Raw genomic sequence first — 15,425 nt, forward strand, 5'->3', positions numbered from 1 at the left:
TGGCTTGGCTGATCCTTAAACTCTGATTACTTCCATTAAGTCGCAACTTAACGCTATCAACTTTAGCCAAGAGAAAGCAACAAATTAAAACGCTGCGACAATCAGATTTCTCAAAAAAGAAAATTCGCAATGGCCATCATTAAAAGCCCAAAAAACAATATAGATAAAATCAAAACAAAGATCAGAGTGCTTCCAGCAATTAAGGCGAAACGTTTTGCTGCGTCTGGGAACAGCAAGTAAAAGCTAAGAGCTGCAGCAAGTCCCCAAAGAGGAGGAATCAAGACACAAACTCCAGTCAAAGCGATAAGACGCACGCGTCGATGTCGTTGCTGTTCGATCAGCCTCAACGCTTGGGTCTCCTCCTCTTCCAAAGCCAAACGCTCTTCATCGCTCAGCCAACGTCCGAACTGTTGTGCCTGCTTGAACTCACGTTCAAGTTTGTCCGTGCTGGAAAAAGGATCCATCGGATTAATTTATCGCCGTTTTCAATGGGGGCTGCGTTCCCAGGCCCGTTCGAGTGACTCTCTCATCGCTTTGCTCGAAGGATCAGCCAAGCGATTGTTTCGACGAAAGGCTGCTGTGATCCGCCAGAAACGCGTAGCGCAAGCTATCGCGACGACGAACCAAGCGAACAAGATCCAGGCAGAACCGTGCACGACAATGTTGTGAATACCCCCATGATGGTGGTTGTAAGGATTTAGTCGATGAACGGAAAGCTCGTAGTTGGGGCCATCGGACTGCTTGTGACCGCAGTTGCGATCTATGAATTCCTGTTGTTGAGAGGATTAGCACCCTCCACCTGAGCCTCACAGGAATAGGTTTCAATAGACGCCTTCCTTTGGCGGAATTCAGGGTGATCAACATCCTCCACCCGCCACCACCAACGCCCATCGGTATAGCTGGGTGGACCAGCATTGTTGGTACGTGGCAGTTGCAAGTTGAGGTTTCGCCAGTGGAGAAGGATCCCATCGCCAGGCACGGTTCCATCAGAACTGTTAGGGATTGGTTCCAACACAGCACCGATTGCCTCCTGCCCCAAATTGGTCCGCTCGGCAGTGAGCAGGTCTCCTTCACACAAATAGCTATCGGCAAAGACAGCAGAACATGGGGCGAGCCAAAACAATGCCCCCAGACAAAACGAAAAGAGAGTGCGCAAAGCGGGGGACATCGTTCACCCCACCCAAGCACCAAACACGACAGAGTGTTGTGAAGACAGAGCGTATTGATGATCCCTACTAAAGATCAGCTGCTCGCCGCATCCGCTGGCTGGGTGGCCGTTGTCCTGAACGTGGTGCCAGGACTTGGTGCCGGTTATTTGTATCAACGACGTTGGAAGGCTTACTGGATCACATCCATACTTGCCACAACCTGGTTTGTTGTTGGAGCAGTGTTAACTCAGAACTCCGCAACTGAAGCTGAACCACAAAACCAACTCGTTGGGCTGATCGGTTTGATTGTGCTGGCAGCTGTGACCAGCGCTGAAGCTGGGATGGCTGTAAAGGCAGTCCGTCAAAACAGCTAATGCAGACCAACCCGAATGCGGTGCTCCGCTTCTGGTTTCATGACTGTCGCCCGCACCAATGGTTTCGTAGGAATGCAGACTTTGACGCAGTGGTGTGGAAACGCTTCGGAAAGCTCACAGCCTCAGCATTAAAAAGTGAACTCAGCCACTGGGAGCAGAACGCGACCGGTGCACTGGCTCTTGTTTTGATGATGGATCAATTCACACGGCAACTGTGGAGGGATGAACCCAGAGCTTTTGCGGGCGATGCTCAAGCCCTAAGCCTGACCCAGAAAGCGGTCGCCGAAGGATGGATCGCCCAAGAACCAGCACAGGTGCGACGCCAGTTCTGGTTGATGCCGATGCTCCACAGCGAGGAATTGGAAGTCATTGTGGACGCGATTTCCTTTCTGGAGCGATGGAGCGACCCAGCCACAGTGGCAGTCGCTTGTCGCAACAAGACTTTGATCCAACGCTTTGGACGTTATCCACAACGCAATGCCGCACTGGGAAGACCCTCCACTCACGAGGAGTTGAGGTTTTTAAAGGATTGGAATTCACGTGCCAAACAGAAACGATGCCTTTCTCACGCTTGTGATCAATGCTCTAAACAAGGACCGATTCAGTACAGGGTTAAAACAGCAGCACAACCAAACTGGCGATTTGCATGCCCCAGCTGCTTGAACAATCTGCAACACCAACCTGGTTATCAATACGGGGGAACTCGAAAAGCAAACCGTCGCAAACGACAACGTTGATGAGCAACGAATTCATCACATCAACCAACAGGGATTAAAAAGCTCTGCAGACAAACAAAGCAATGTGAATCAGCTTTGCCTCTCCATGAGCAAAACCTCTTTTGGGAACGTGGGATAAGGGATAAGCGTGATGGCTTTAAAACCATGAGCCCGATGTTTCAGTGTTTGATCTGCAGACAAACGATCGAACGTTCAACCCGTGCCTATTGGAAACACAAGGGTCATCTCCTTTGCTCAACCTGCAAAGACAACATCGAGGCAGAGGTTGGTCAAAGTAGGCAGCAGACGCCGCCTAGCTCTTGAACCTGATCCAGATTGTGGCTTTGGTTGCAGGAGTCACAGCTCTAGCGGCTGGAATAGGCCTAAGCATCCTTCGCGTAGGCCTACAACGCGTCTTTGCCTCAGCTCCCACGCTCTGGAAAAACAACGATGAGCTCGTCACCGACACCAGTCTCACCGTTGTCATCCCAGCCTTCAACGAGGCGAACAACATTGAGGGTTGCCTGACTCACGTGCTGATGTCTGACAAGCCTTGTTCTCACTGGGAAGTGTTGGTTGTCGACGATCAGTCCAGCGACGACACAGTCAAGATTGCGGAACAGACGATCGGTACCGTCGCTCGTGCTGACCAACCCGTTGCAGCCGTTCTCCAAGCTGGCCCGCGACCGAAAGGAGAGCGCTGGGTGGGGAAAAACTGGGGTTGCAGCCAAGCCATGGAGCGGATCCGAACCGAATGGGTGCTGTTCATCGACGCAGATGTGACCTTGACGCCCGATGCCATCCTTCGCGCACTGCAGCAGAGCATCAACGAAAAGGCCGATTTGTTCAGCTTGGCTCCACGCCTGAGCTGTGGATGTCTTGCCGAATGGATGGTCCAACCCATCATTGCGAGCTTGTTAGGACTCGGATTTCCGATCCTTGAAGCCAACGACCCTGACTCAAAGGTGGCCTTTGCTGCAGGCCCTTTCATGTTGTTCCGCAGAAGCAGCTACAACTCCATCGGCGGCCATAGGGCCCTCGCAGGAGAGGTTGTGGAGGATCTGGCCTTGGCGCGTCGGATTAAGGAGGGGGGATTCCGCTTGAGATACGTCCTTGGAATTGATGCCGTCGACTTACAGATGTACGCCAATTTCGAGGCTCTCTGGGAAGGCTGGAGCAAGAACTGGTTTCTTGGTCTAGATCGCAGCATCAGCAAATCCCTGGGTGCTGGAGGTGTGGTGCTGTTGATGTTCACGCTGCCATGGCTACTTGTACCGACCAGCCTGACGATGGCGTTGCTGAGCAACCACGATCAGATCCTATGGCTCATTGATGCGGGTTTCGGATTGATTGCAATCTTGATGCAGCTCAGCGTTCGCCTCTGGACCCAAGCCCGTTTTTCGGTGCCTTTACGACACTGGTGGCTGATGGGCATAGGCGGAGTGATCATCGGGCTGATCGCACCCACTTCCGTTTGGAAAAGCTTGACGGGTAGGGGCTGGACCTGGAAAGGACGCTCCCTTGCCGAGGATCAGGCGCTCTAGCGGTTAGAGCCAACATCCAGACAAAATGAATGCATCTGTCAAACCCCCATGTACCGACTTGGTGCACTCTTGGCTCTGTGCCTGGCATTGCTAATGCCTGCCACCGTGCAAGCCAGCACGATTGAGGTCACGATTAATAGCATCAACACCGAGGGAATCGGTGAATCCATCGGCACAATTAGTGCCCGGGATACAGACCAAGGCTTGGTGATTATTCCTGAACTCAGTGGCTTGAGCGAAGGCGAGCATGGTTTCCACTTGCATGCTGGAGATCAGTGCGCTCCACAAACCAACTCCGAAGGGGCCTCCATTGCAGGTCTGGCAGCTCTCGGACATTGGGATCCAGACCAAACCAACACCCATCTCGGACCATTTGGGAATGGCCATCGCGGCGATCTCAGTCGATTAGTGGTGGACCGAGATGGCAACACCACAACAAGCGTTGTGGCACCAAGACTTAAGGCCTCCGATCTTCGCGGCCGCGCTCTTGTGGTGCATGCAGGGGGAGACACCTACTCCGACACGCCCCCCCTAGGAGGAGGCGGTGCACGCATTGCCTGCGGTGTGGGGTCTTGAGCGCATCTCTCCTGCTCCTCATTCATCCCATTGGCGTTGGCTTATCCAGTCGATTTTGGGATCGATTCATCAGGTGTTGGCGAGCCTATGACGACACAACTACCTTGCTCGCACCTGACCTACTCGGTTGCGGAGAGAACGAGCATTCAAAACAACAGATTGCCCCCGAGGATTGGGCGGCACCACTGATCGATCTTCTGAGAGAACACAACAACACCCCAGCAATCCTTGTCTCACAAGGAGCCTCCCTTCCGATTGCTTTAGCTGTAATCAAGACCGCACCTGAACTCGTTGGTGGCTTGATCGCGATCAGCCCACCAAGTTGGCGCATTCTTGAGGACTCCGTTCCAAAAATGCAATCTCAACTCCTCTGGCGATTGCTGTTTCAAGGACCAATCGGATCTCTGTTTTACCGCTATGCACGCCGCCGTACATTTTTAAAATCATTTTCAACCAATAATTTATTTGCAAGCAACGAAAATGTTGATGCTGAATGGCTCGACACGCTGGAACAAGAAGCAGCAAACATGACAACACGCTGGGCAACATTTTCCTTTTTAGCTGGTTTTTGGAGACGCAACTGGACCAAGCAATGGCAAGACATCAAGCAACCTGTATGGCTGCTATTCGGGCAGGAGGCAACTGGCATTGGCCGTTCCAAGCATTGGGATGATGCACAAGATCGCATCAACACTTATGCGCAGCAGATGCCGAATGCTTCGAGCGCAACGATTCGTGGGCGAAACGTTCTTCCCTATGAATCAACTACTGAGTGTGTAACCCAACTTCAAAGCTGGTTGCTACACAATTAAACCCACATCAAACCCAGCGCGACAATCCTCGGGCGCTCTCCTAAGTCGATGGCTGCCCCCCATGGGCTGAAACGTCGCGCATGGCCTCAGATGGATTCAACGAACGCGCCAGAGCCAACAGGCCAGCAGCAAGAACAGTTTCACCTTCAAGCTGCATCATTCGGTGGAGGCTGATGACCTCGCTGTAATCAGCGGCAGCAGTTCCGTTGATCAGACCGCGAGCGGTACATCGAGCCACAGCCAGTTGAAGGGAGATCGTCATGACCTAAAGCTGGCCCAAGGATGAGCAAAACCACCGAAGCTTCCAGTTTCCAGCTGATTCAGAAACGCAAATCAGCAACAAACCGGTTAACGTTTCTTAATATTAGGAATTTGACGGATGCTTTCTGCGCTTTTCCCCTTGGCTTACGGCACAGTCTTTCTTTTCCTTTTAGTTCAAGCCTTTCGAATGATGCGCTTGAGCCCTGGCTTTTCTAGCCCTGATCACTCAAGACGCCGAACAGACCGCACTGGACTGTTGACGACTCATCCAGAACTCCTAGATGCGGACGGTTCCATCACAGGAGAAGACCTACTGGTTGTCCGCTTCCGAGGCTTGGATCAACCTGAGACTTCCATCACGGATTGAAGATCCGCGAAGGCGCATTCAGAATGGGGGAACCACTTTCAAACCCATGACACTCAACCAATTTCTGATCTTCTTGGTCATCGGAATTGCAATAGCAGTCGTAACAAGCGCAACTTGGATTTGGTGGATACTCGCGATCTGCACAGCTTTGGTTGTCATCAAACTTTTGATGAAATAATTCGAGACACATATGACAACGCAACTAACAGCAATCAATTGGGCCAAAGCAGTCACAATTGCATTAATTCTCTTACTAATCTCACTCTTTGGCATCGATGGTCAGCGACAGATTCTTTATGCATGCATGCATATCAGCTACTGCATATGGTGGCTTTTAGAACAACAAATTTACCCTGATCGTTGTAAGCAGATTTTTACAGAAAAAGTTGATACCGGTGGATTCACAGGAGCAATCCTTATTATTGGAATTTTTTATTCACTACCAGCATTTATTGCTTTCACCAATCCAACAGAACTCTCGATAGCAGCCACGGCAACAGCTATCCCATTGTTTTACTTTGGCAGCTTGATTAATACCGCAGCCGACATCCAGAAAACAACAGAGAAAGCAGCAGGTGCAGGGTTAGTCAATACTGGCATTTGGAGCGGCGTAAGGCATGTTAATTACACAGGTGATTTGATGCGCTATTTAAGCTTTAGCATAATAGCCGGATCCCTATGGGCTTTTTTAGTGCCACTATGCATCTTCGTTTTATATGTTCAGAGAATCCGAGACAGGGAGTCATCAATGAGAAATAAATACAAAGGGTTCTCAGATTACAAATCAAAAAGTTTCCGTTTAATCCCTGGAATTTGGTAAGAATGTATACATGGTCAGATCAATCCTCAATATTCTTTGGGTCGTCCTTGGCGGACTGCCCATGGCATTGGGCTGGTGGTTAGCAGGTCTTGTCTCTGCCATCAGCATCGTGGGCATTCCATGGAGCAGATCATGTTTTGTGATTGGCAAATTTGCTCTATGGCCTTTTGGGTTTGAAGCCATCAACCGCCGAGATCTCAGCGGACGCGTTGATCTAGGCACTGGCCCGATGGGACTCATCGGAAATGTAATTTGGTTTTTAGTGGCTGGCTGGTGGTTAGCGATTGGCCATCTCACCTCTGCACTCGCATGCTTCGTCTCCATCATTGGGATCCCCTTCGGAATTCAGCACATCAAACTCGCTCTAATTGCTTTAGCGCCGGTCGGAATGACCATCGTTCCAACTGATCGGACGAACTAGTCAATAGGAGCTGTACGCAAGGAACAAAACCATGAATCCAGAAGTACGACAATTCGTGATCGCTCAGCTTTTAGTGATCGTGATCCCTGTAGGGACCCTATTTGCAATCTGGATCAGCATGCTGCGCTGGAAAGGCAATCGCTAACGGAGGGGATGAGACAGCTTGCAACTGAAGTGGTCCTTCAAGGCATCCGTTGCCAAGCTGAGAACGACGAGCTTGCCAATAATCAGAATCACAATGAACATTCCTAGCGACTTTCAAGCCTTTTCAAACGTCCACGCCATCAGAGACGGCAGTGCATTCATTAATGTGCTCGGCTGGATGTGGACCGAAGATAAAGGGGTCCAGTATCTCGCCTGGGACGGGAGCATCTATTCAGCGAGTTCAATTGACGGGATCAGCCCGCAAGCTTCACACCAGATGTATCGAACAGCTAACTCCCTGGAAAAGCTAGCTGACCAGTAGGCAAAGGGACAAAATCACAAACTGGATGCCTGGTCAATAGGAATCACCAACAAGGGTTGCAAACTCACAGCAAGACGTGCCAGAACAAAGGAACGCATGCCTTTGGCAGATGACCAGCACAGCTCAACGCACAATTCAGGCCACAACAGGCGAAGACATGCTGATTGATGCGTTGCGAGGAATCAAAACAAAACCAGAGCTCATCCTCTTGCAAGAGCGGCTTACTTCCAACCCAGCCAATCCTCCACTTTTTAATTGGGTTTGCAACTTGTTGATCGAACGAAGGATTTCGCGAGGTCTGGCCGCCAGGGTTTTATCCCAATTGCATGACGAGGATTGAGCAAGTTAGGCAAAAGACCAGTGAAGCCTCGTACGGCCGTGCTCCAGCTGATGTCTTAGTACACAGAAACTCGGGATCCAGCACAACAGTGGGATCGATAGAAAAAGCTAAAGACGGAAAACCTAGAGGCAGAAGGATCTAAGCAACAACATCGACAGGAAAGCCAACAGCAAACGTAAAAGGACAACAAGCGACTGGATCGACATCAGCAGCTCAAGGCAACAAATACACAAATTGAAGTCAAATCAATCCAATACGTTGACTTCGATAAGGAAGGGCTGTTAGTAATAGTTTGTTGAAGCTTTTCTCAAATGCTTACTGGTGTAGACCTGCTCACTAAGGTCAAAGACCTTGGCGATGTATCAAAAACCGATTTAGCCACTCAGTGCGGCTATGTTTCTCAGAAGAAAGATGGAAGTAATCGAGTGAACTTCACGGCGTTTTATGAAGCACTTCTAAATGCAAAAGGCATTGATCTTGGTGGCGGAGCAGGGGGAATTGGCAAAGGTGGGCGCAAACTGAGCTACATCGCCAAAGTTCAAGGCAATGGAAATCTTTTGATCGGGAAAGCCTATACAGCAATGCTTGAGCTCAATCCTGGAGATAATTTCACCATCAAACTAGGTCGAAAGCAAATCCGGCTTATCCCTGAAGGCGCGGAAGACACCGAAGAATAATCAATGTAAGCAAAAAGTAAAAAATAAGAGGTTACTCAAACCTCTTTTTTATAAAAATATTTTTAAAAGCATACTAGAAAGTGATTGACGATCAATCAATCAGACGTTGTCCCATTTAATTTTGCCATCAAGGAGCTCCATGAGTTCCTCCAGCTTTTGATTCGTGACGCGAACATCTGCAGCATCTGGCATGGTGCCCTCTTCGATAAGAACGTTGTAGTGCTCTCGACACATATTGCGCAGTTCCTGCAAACGCTTCTTGGTGATGGTGCGCTTCTCTTCTGCTGTCGCCATGCTTGATTCCTTGACCTTTGGATAGTCTGCCTTATGGGCAGCAACACATGACTGGTCTAAGCCAGTTAGGTCATCAACCTAAAACTGAGAACACCCAGTCAATCAACGTTCAAGCGCATCTCAGAGTTCACCGAACAATGATCGAAAAGCCGAGGGAAGGCAGCAGGAAGGCAAAAAACAAAAGCGACTATGCTCGGCCAACGGGACAATTCCATCGACAAAACAATAAGTGGTGCGTCAAAGACAAGCTAAACAAGCAACATCCATCAACAAAGAAGCTTCTAGATATCGAATACGTCACTATTCAGCCAGAACATGAGAATCTAATCAACACAAAATAAAAGGAGCCACAAACATGAAGGCTTAAGGCAGCACACTGATCCAGTGGCCGTGTCTTGCCTGTCATTGGCCATGACGAGTCGCCCACCGAGCATGGCGACTTCTACTCTCGATTTCCCAACGACGCCACTCCGTTGAAGAGGCAGGTGCCGCAGACGACATCAAGGCTGGATCAGTCCAATAGTCAGGTGAGTCGAGAGTGGACTGATGGATAGGGCAACAGGGACCGTGGATCACGCCAGAAAACTACAGATTTTCTTTATCTTGCTCCCCCGGGCTGCCGTTTTGCAATACTTGCGAAAAAGAATTCACTTCACAACCCTGGACGAGGGATTCAAACGTTCAGAGTCGCACCGCGCAGCTTCTCCCTAGAGAGCGTCGGATGAGGGGAACCATATGAGGAGAAAGCGAATTACAGAATTTCTGAAGGGCAAACACAAGGATGAACCCGTTCTGATTTCAAGATCCAACGTAAGCTCTTGTACCTAGTTGGTTGGTCGATGTCCGCACCTCTTCAGAAATACGAATTGTCTTCGATGAAGTGGGCATCGAATGGAGAGCTCTCCACTCATGACATTCATAAGTTGCTCAGCAAAATGAATCAGGCACAAGCTTTTGAGCGAAAAATACGGTGCCTGGAACCCACAGAAAATTCAAAATAAATTCAATGCCGACACTCAGAGAAGTGTTCGATCTCTTCGCATAGGTACGGACTAATTCAAGTGAAACTAAATAAAATATACAGAAACGCTTTAAAGCAGTCAAAAAAACCTTCCTGATCCCAAGGTTAATCAGTAGATCGAACGTTTTTGAGCCAATCAAGGCCAGCATATCGATAACGGACAGATCTTGATGTACACGATTGAACACTTATCTGATGAAAGCTGGACACCAGAAGTAACGAGAGAGACCGAGTTCAAAGCATTTGTAGATGCTCGAACAAAATGTTTGGCTACAGGGAAAATTTATAGAGTCGTGGATGACAAACACAATGTAAGGTACACAATTACATTAGATGCCTGCAAAAAACAACTTTTTTCAAATCATTAATAGCTTGAGACCTCAAGGTCGTGATTGCAAGGCTGGCATAGCCTCTTGCAGCTCGGTAGAAGATTCAGAATCGCTAACGCCCTTGGTCAGCTGGAATGCCAAAGCAGCTAATCCAAGAAAAGCCAAAATAACGACTATGAGCAAAATTTTTGTTGGTGACATGAACGTCAGTAGGTTTAATAAAATATAGGATATCGATAAAAATTCAGGCAATCCAGGTTCCATTAAATCGTAAAACCACCATACTCTAGGCAAATAACTAAAGCCAGTAGCAGATCAATTCAATGTATTACTAGACCAATCGTCAATTAATGAGTACTTCAGCGAGGGAAGTAAGCCTACAGAGACAACCAAAACAAGAGACTAACCACAAAACCTAATAAACCATGTCAATCGAACACAAAAAAACCGCCCAAAACACGAGCGGCCTTTAACCAAGCAATCCCCATCACCCGGCCTTGTTCACCACATTGAGATGTGATGTGCAGATCATAGTGACAACACACGCCAACAGAGCACGAGTATCGATTCGCTCAAGGTTGTGACTACATTATGTAAAGCAGTCAACAGGTAGACCAAGCAAAATGTATTGGAAGCTCAACGACTCTAACGATGGATGCAGTGAGAAGAAAACACGGAACTTGACGAGCCTTCATTGTTCGATGCAGAACGCTATCAAGTGATCGACGTCGAAAACAAACAACATTCCTTCAAATCTTTTACTGATGCTACATAATGCATTCATCTCATTAAATGCAAGACGGCAAGCATCTGACTTAGAGAATCATTATCCAAAGCAACCCACAGCTCAAGCAAGGGATTAAATTATCACAATTGAGTATTCAACCCGCTCATCAGAGCAACACAAATCCCCATAAAAGCTCTCCAGTTCATCATAGGCATCATCGTAGCGAGTAAACTTTAATTTAGTGATCGAATCTTCCTGAAAATCATCACGAACAATGCGATACAACGGTTCATCCGCATCTACCTTTTTGGTATTTGACTGAGGGGCCTCACATGATTCGCTTTGCATAGAATCACAATATCAACAAACAGAATAGCCTGTCTAGATCAATGATCGACAGAATGCAATCAAACCAAGGCCTGATAACAAGTCAATCTCTTGGCTCATCAGCATCACATCAACAAAAAATAGATCTAGGAAAAACTATCGAATTAAACAAGTTTAAATGAATTTACTACAGTTCAGTCAAGAAACATCTACACCCTTGCCAGAATAGAAAGCAAACCGATAACGTATAGCTTCGGCATCAGGTTTTGGTGTCTCATAGCTCCAAGCCACATTAGTAATAATTTGGTCGTCAACAATCAAATCCCAGTAGCGCGCCTTTCCTTTCCAACCACACACCGACGTGTGCCGGGAGTCGCGAAAATATTGAATTTGCATTGCTTCACGAGGGAAATAAGGATTTCCATCCACATAAACAATATCATCGCTTTCAGCAAGAAGACTACCGTTAAAAATTGCTTTCATTGAGACCCAGTTTTTACCTATATTAAGTAGCAATGTGCTGAGGTGTGAGAATTGGTATCGCTAACACAAATGAAGTCGGGTCAGAACCAATCAAATAGCACGACAAAACCAATAGTCTTTTTAAGAATTCTCCAAGGCAAACTCTAATCTAAATTGGCAATTGTCTGCACATTTTGTTCCAAAGAAAGGAACAAAAGAATCAACTTTTACTAAACACTGACTGCAAATATTATCAATACAGTCAACGCATAGACGTGGAGAAGCCACGTAAAGACCAGACAACGAACCAGCTTTTTATTCTCTGCCAGAATCTATTTCGATCTGAAAAGGAATAGGAGAAAATGGAGCGCAATTGCACGATGCTGACTTAGACCATGAATAACTGAGTCAATCCAGTGGCCTTTCTCAGCAGAATCTGCGCAACATCCAAAGGTTCAACAATCGATGCCGTTGGGAATGGAAAATACCGAGTCTGTGACAAGGAATTCACATGTTCAGAGGTTGATGGATTGTGGAAAGCCTATGAAATGCTTAGAACTCAGGAGCAGCGAGTGAGCTGAGAATCGTCTAGCCGACAACTTTTCTAAACCAGCGGCGACTCGAACCAAACGGTTGACCCATCGGTCATCTCAGCAGCAAGTAGACACGACCTCAGATCATTTGAGGAAGTCATGTCTACTTGCTTGAACCTTCATGTTTACATGGCTGATCACCGATCAATAACATGCATCCCCTTGCTTAAGCTTATAAGCAGCTTCAGGATAGGCATTCTTCCAAATAACACAATTTTTCTCTTCCTGAGACAAACTTGTAAATTCATTTTCGGAAGAGGAAGTGATGGCTGGTAGATTTTCATCTTGCAGCGGTTTAGCATCAGTTGCTTCTGACTTAGAGACACTATTAGGATTTTCACGATCAAGGAATGATTCATCCAAATAAGGCTTGGATTCAGATTGAGTTACTTCCTGAGGCGAATCCAACTGTATTTCACTATTGAAAGTATTTCCGATTAATGTTGAGCCAATAGAAAAGCCCACTAAAGAGAAGCTGATTCCCACCAACAATTCAATCCTGTTGGCTGAACGTAATTTTTTGAGCATATCCCCCCAGCTTGCAATACATTACATATTAGAGATAAGATCATCTTCTAGCAGGTCTGGTGGATAAAATTATTATTAGATTTCACGAAATAAGCAAGAATGCCTAATCAAATAGTTTGGACCATCTCTTGAAGACAGTCCATCACACCTAGGTTGAAACAATGGCTTAAAAGACTAAGCTCGAAGTCAAATCACTCTTGGCCAAAGAATAAAAAATCAACTATAAAAAATATATCAAAAACAAGAGGAGTTTCGAAACATTATGATTCGAGGATAATTCAATAGAAAAGATGCCCACATCCGTCAACTATTTTGCATACATTCATGCAAAACAAATGAGCCAATGAAGACATTCTAGGTTAGATAGGTACTAAATTTCAGCCCAATGATGCAGCGTTGATTAGAGGCGTAGTCGTCACACCTCGAAGCATAATCAACGATGGCTACCAAGAGGTTCAATCCAATCAACTAGCACCTCACGATGATGCAGCCAGCGTTTTGAGACGCGGCATCCAAGATTGACCTGCCCTTCGTCCATAAGACGGCCTAAACGAATGGCAGCTGCTTCTTCAGGCCGTGAAAAGGTCTGAAGGTGATCTGTCAGCCATGTGACCTCATCTTCCGTAATTATCCCCGTAGAGAGGGTTTCCAGCACTAACTCACCGACAGTCATTGGGTTTGTAACAACTTCGTTACATTCTGGCGCTTCCGTGGCCCAGCCGTGGCCCGCAGTCCACATAGAGAGTTTTTAAGGTGGTGATACCAACAGGCAATTTCATGCAAGCCACTCTTGCCCAGCAATTCGAAACAGAATCAATCAAGAGGCAAATCGATTCCATGACTGACTTGGCTGAACTCCAAGCACTAGCGAGACATCTTGCAGATCTCTACCTAAAACAACGCGTTGCTACTGCCTGGGTCATTGCAAATAAATGAACCATCTGATTTCAAGCTCCTCCTTTCGAAGAACATTTAACTTTTAGACTTAAGCCTTACAGATAAAATCAATCATTTACTGCTCACACCTTTATAACAAGAAAGTCTTGCCTTAATAAAGAATACTTACTCGCAAAGACACTAAAAAAGCCTGTTACCAGCGAATGTTCAATAAAACTCTCTTGCTTTTACAGCTATCTGAAATTAACAACACAACAAGTTGCATTGCTTATTGTTTAATGTTTAATGTTTTTTTTGCAGACCACGCTTTCATCTATCTTTTCTACGTCAAATCACCTTGAACCATTACCAGGACACTGGTCACAGAGATTGAAGCCATCCCTCACCAGGTTCAAAGTTGAAAGACGGTTCCAAGCAGGCTGGCTGGGTGCTCAAACTGCTCTGCAGTTCGACGCTCGAGCTGAGCAATCATCACGAGATGAGCCGTGGTTCGAATCGCTGAAAGCAGCGCTAAGCCGATACAGAGAGGACAGTGAGTCAAAGTCATGACGTCAATTTTGGAGCCAGTTCACGCCTCTGACTCCATTCCTTGCCATTTCTTGACCTAAAGGAAGATTCGACAGCTCATCATCAGAAGCGACACCCGACCTCATGGATCAGGTCAATACTGTTGGGCCATCGCCGAATGTGCTCGTAAAACTCCATGGCAAGGATGCGAGCCTCCCAAGCGTCGGATGCGTAGAAACAAGCTTCCTGTTTGCTGCCATCTGACAGCTTGTAGCGAATCGTGAAATGTTTGTAGTGACTGAAATAAGCCATCGGTTAAGCCACCATTTCGTGATCAGTCTGAATCGCGGTCGAACCCGAGCGATTCATGATGAAAACCATCTCATCCAAAGGGTTCAGGACTCTCGCAGATTGTCCTTCCTGCTGGCTGAGGGCATGAGCAGCCCAGAAAGCCTCGATTTCAGTTGTTCTGGATCCATGATCCATCCACCCCGAGGAGCTCAGCTCTTGAATTCTGTACATCAATGACGTTTCGTATATACACAATTTATGCACCCAACCTCCAAAAGACGGTACAAACCACCCACATCGATCAGAAGTCTTCGGGATCACGGATGATTCATGTGGTAATAGAGACAAATAAACGTGATTTTTCAAGATTTCATCACATTCAAAGGAAATACAAACGACGAATAGATCTCGTCGAGCATGAATGCAAACAACCAATGAAAAGGCCGTGACCCCCCGGCCACGGCCCACGAGACGCATTCATAGAGCTTGATCTGAACTCTTCACATTGGGCTCTTTCGTTATGGCGCATGCAATCTCCCTGACACATCAGTGTTTGTACTCAGCAGCTTCACTCAGTAACGGTGTGGATATTCACCAGGATGATCGACACGATGAACACGCATCCCTCTCAGAGACTTGCCCGATAGCAGGAGCACTTCGCTACCAGACACGGGATAACCGAGCTCCTGAGCGATCATTGCAACCTCAGCAGCTGTCATTGCAGAGTAAACCCGGCTTTGCAAACGAGCATCCCGTTGCAAATGCTCCAAAAAGGACTGGAGAGCGCTCACAAAAGATGTCCCATGTCCTTGACTCCGCCAGTGAATCACGAAATGGAACCCCGGCGAGAGCCGACGCAAACAAAACCAAGAACTGGAATGAGCAACTGAAGCGGTCATGACATGACGTTGAAGGCTCGATGGAGTA

Annotated in this window: 22 protein-coding genes; 10 read left to right on the plus strand and 12 right to left on the minus strand. The window is 47.3% G+C overall.

The features are described from left to right. Positions 1 to 110: 110 nt before the first annotated feature. Together SYNC_RS08165 and SYNC_RS08170 are read right to left on the minus strand one after the other, a co-directional pair. The gene (locus tag SYNC_RS08165; protein ID WP_011619681.1) at positions 111 to 464 is read right to left on the minus strand and encodes a hypothetical protein; all 354 of its coding nucleotides are present in this window, start codon (positions 462 to 464) and stop codon (positions 111 to 113) included. 296 nt (positions 465 to 760) lie between these two features. Next, a complete protein-coding gene (locus SYNC_RS08170) occupies positions 761 to 1,168 on the minus strand; it encodes a hypothetical protein (RefSeq protein ID WP_011619683.1) in 408 nt (135 codons plus the stop codon). A 57-nt stretch (positions 1,169 to 1,225) separates the two neighbouring features. On the opposite strand from SYNC_RS08170, the gene SYNC_RS08175 reads away from it, so the two are divergent. The 5 genes from SYNC_RS08175 to SYNC_RS08195 all read left to right on the plus strand — a co-directional run bounded on the left by SYNC_RS08175 (position 1,226) and on the right by SYNC_RS08195 (position 5,170). Then, positions 1,226 to 1,522 (plus strand): hypothetical protein, encoded by a 297-nt coding sequence (locus SYNC_RS08175; RefSeq protein WP_041426595.1) that lies wholly within the window; start codon positions 1,226 to 1,228, stop codon positions 1,520 to 1,522. Next, positions 1,522 to 2,259, plus strand: a complete 738-nt coding sequence (locus SYNC_RS08180; protein ID WP_011619685.1) for a DUF924 family protein — start codon at positions 1,522 to 1,524, stop codon at positions 2,257 to 2,259. The genes SYNC_RS08175 and SYNC_RS08180 overlap by 1 nt, the downstream gene beginning before the upstream one ends. A gap of 299 nt (positions 2,260 to 2,558) precedes the next feature. After that, positions 2,559 to 3,782, plus strand: a complete 1,224-nt coding sequence (locus SYNC_RS08185) for a glycosyltransferase family 2 protein (protein WP_011619687.1) — start codon at positions 2,559 to 2,561, stop codon at positions 3,780 to 3,782. A 48-nt stretch (positions 3,783 to 3,830) separates the two neighbouring features. Then, the gene (gene sodC / locus SYNC_RS08190) at positions 3,831 to 4,358 is read left to right on the plus strand and encodes a superoxide dismutase family protein (RefSeq protein ID WP_011619688.1); all 528 of its coding nucleotides are present in this window, start codon (positions 3,831 to 3,833) and stop codon (positions 4,356 to 4,358) included. After that, positions 4,355 to 5,170, plus strand: a complete 816-nt coding sequence (locus tag SYNC_RS08195; protein ID WP_237699191.1) for an alpha/beta fold hydrolase — start codon at positions 4,355 to 4,357, stop codon at positions 5,168 to 5,170. Before sodC ends, SYNC_RS08195 begins: the two co-directional genes overlap by 4 nt. Positions 5,171 to 5,210: 40 nt before the next feature. Here the strand turns inward: SYNC_RS08195 and SYNC_RS08200 are convergent, their stop codons facing one another. Beyond that, positions 5,211 to 5,432, minus strand: coding sequence for a hypothetical protein (locus SYNC_RS08200; RefSeq protein ID WP_011619690.1), 222 nt, complete (start codon positions 5,430 to 5,432; stop codon positions 5,211 to 5,213). Between the two features lie 117 nt (positions 5,433 to 5,549). On the opposite strand from SYNC_RS08200, the gene SYNC_RS08205 reads away from it, so the two are divergent. From SYNC_RS08205 to SYNC_RS08235, 5 genes are all read left to right on the plus strand, one after another. After that, positions 5,550 to 5,798 (plus strand): DUF2973 domain-containing protein, encoded by a 249-nt coding sequence (locus SYNC_RS08205; protein ID WP_011619691.1) that lies wholly within the window; start codon positions 5,550 to 5,552, stop codon positions 5,796 to 5,798. 190 nt (positions 5,799 to 5,988) lie between these two features. After that, complete coding sequence (locus SYNC_RS08215) at positions 5,989 to 6,618, plus strand: isoprenylcysteine carboxylmethyltransferase family protein (RefSeq protein WP_011619692.1); 630 nt, start codon at positions 5,989 to 5,991, stop codon at positions 6,616 to 6,618. A 10-nt stretch (positions 6,619 to 6,628) separates the two neighbouring features. Then, a complete protein-coding gene (locus tag SYNC_RS08220; protein WP_011619693.1) occupies positions 6,629 to 7,039 on the plus strand; it encodes a YccF domain-containing protein in 411 nt (136 codons plus the stop codon). A gap of 575 nt (positions 7,040 to 7,614) precedes the next feature. After that, positions 7,615 to 7,845, plus strand: a complete 231-nt coding sequence (locus SYNC_RS08230) for a hypothetical protein (protein WP_011619696.1) — start codon at positions 7,615 to 7,617, stop codon at positions 7,843 to 7,845. A gap of 311 nt (positions 7,846 to 8,156) precedes the next feature. Next, on the plus strand, positions 8,157 to 8,522 hold the full coding sequence (locus tag SYNC_RS08235) for an AbrB family transcriptional regulator (RefSeq protein ID WP_011619697.1): 366 nt from the start codon (positions 8,157 to 8,159) through the stop codon (positions 8,520 to 8,522). A 99-nt stretch (positions 8,523 to 8,621) separates the two neighbouring features. Here SYNC_RS08235 and SYNC_RS08240 read toward each other — a convergent pair whose 3' ends face one another. From SYNC_RS08240 to SYNC_RS08280, 9 genes are all read right to left on the minus strand, one after another. Then, a complete protein-coding gene (locus tag SYNC_RS08240) occupies positions 8,622 to 8,816 on the minus strand; it encodes a hypothetical protein (protein WP_011619698.1) in 195 nt (64 codons plus the stop codon). A 1,401-nt stretch (positions 8,817 to 10,217) separates the two neighbouring features. Next, positions 10,218 to 10,430, minus strand: a complete 213-nt coding sequence (locus SYNC_RS14355) for a hypothetical protein (RefSeq protein ID WP_148201886.1) — start codon at positions 10,428 to 10,430, stop codon at positions 10,218 to 10,220. A gap of 595 nt (positions 10,431 to 11,025) precedes the next feature. Further along, complete coding sequence (locus tag SYNC_RS15035) at positions 11,026 to 11,241, minus strand: hypothetical protein (protein ID WP_011619702.1); 216 nt, start codon at positions 11,239 to 11,241, stop codon at positions 11,026 to 11,028. A 177-nt stretch (positions 11,242 to 11,418) separates the two neighbouring features. Further along, a complete protein-coding gene (locus tag SYNC_RS08260) occupies positions 11,419 to 11,703 on the minus strand; it encodes a DUF427 domain-containing protein (RefSeq protein ID WP_011619703.1) in 285 nt (94 codons plus the stop codon). A gap of 716 nt (positions 11,704 to 12,419) precedes the next feature. Beyond that, positions 12,420 to 12,803: a hypothetical protein gene (locus SYNC_RS08265; RefSeq protein ID WP_041426600.1), complete on the minus strand. Its 384-nt coding sequence runs from the start codon at positions 12,801 to 12,803 to the stop codon at positions 12,420 to 12,422. Between the two features lie 433 nt (positions 12,804 to 13,236). Beyond that, positions 13,237 to 13,476, minus strand: coding sequence for a hypothetical protein (locus tag SYNC_RS08270; protein ID WP_011619704.1), 240 nt, complete (start codon positions 13,474 to 13,476; stop codon positions 13,237 to 13,239). Between the two features lie 615 nt (positions 13,477 to 14,091). Then, positions 14,092 to 14,247 carry a hypothetical protein gene (locus tag SYNC_RS14715; RefSeq protein WP_011619706.1) on the minus strand — a complete coding sequence of 52 codons (156 nt, stop codon included), beginning with the start codon at positions 14,245 to 14,247 and terminating at the stop codon, positions 14,092 to 14,094. Between the two features lie 83 nt (positions 14,248 to 14,330). Further along, the gene (locus SYNC_RS08275) at positions 14,331 to 14,519 is read right to left on the minus strand and encodes a hypothetical protein (protein ID WP_011619707.1); all 189 of its coding nucleotides are present in this window, start codon (positions 14,517 to 14,519) and stop codon (positions 14,331 to 14,333) included. A 551-nt stretch (positions 14,520 to 15,070) separates the two neighbouring features. After that, entirely contained in the window at positions 15,071 to 15,397 is a 327-nt protein-coding gene (locus SYNC_RS08280; RefSeq protein WP_083756074.1) for a Nif11-like leader peptide family natural product precursor, read from the minus strand. Positions 15,398 to 15,425 lie beyond the last annotated feature (28 nt).

Origin of the sequence: Synechococcus sp. CC9311, assembly GCF_000014585.1 — a bacterium.
Classification (GTDB): domain Bacteria; phylum Cyanobacteriota; class Cyanobacteriia; order PCC-6307; family Cyanobiaceae; genus Synechococcus_C.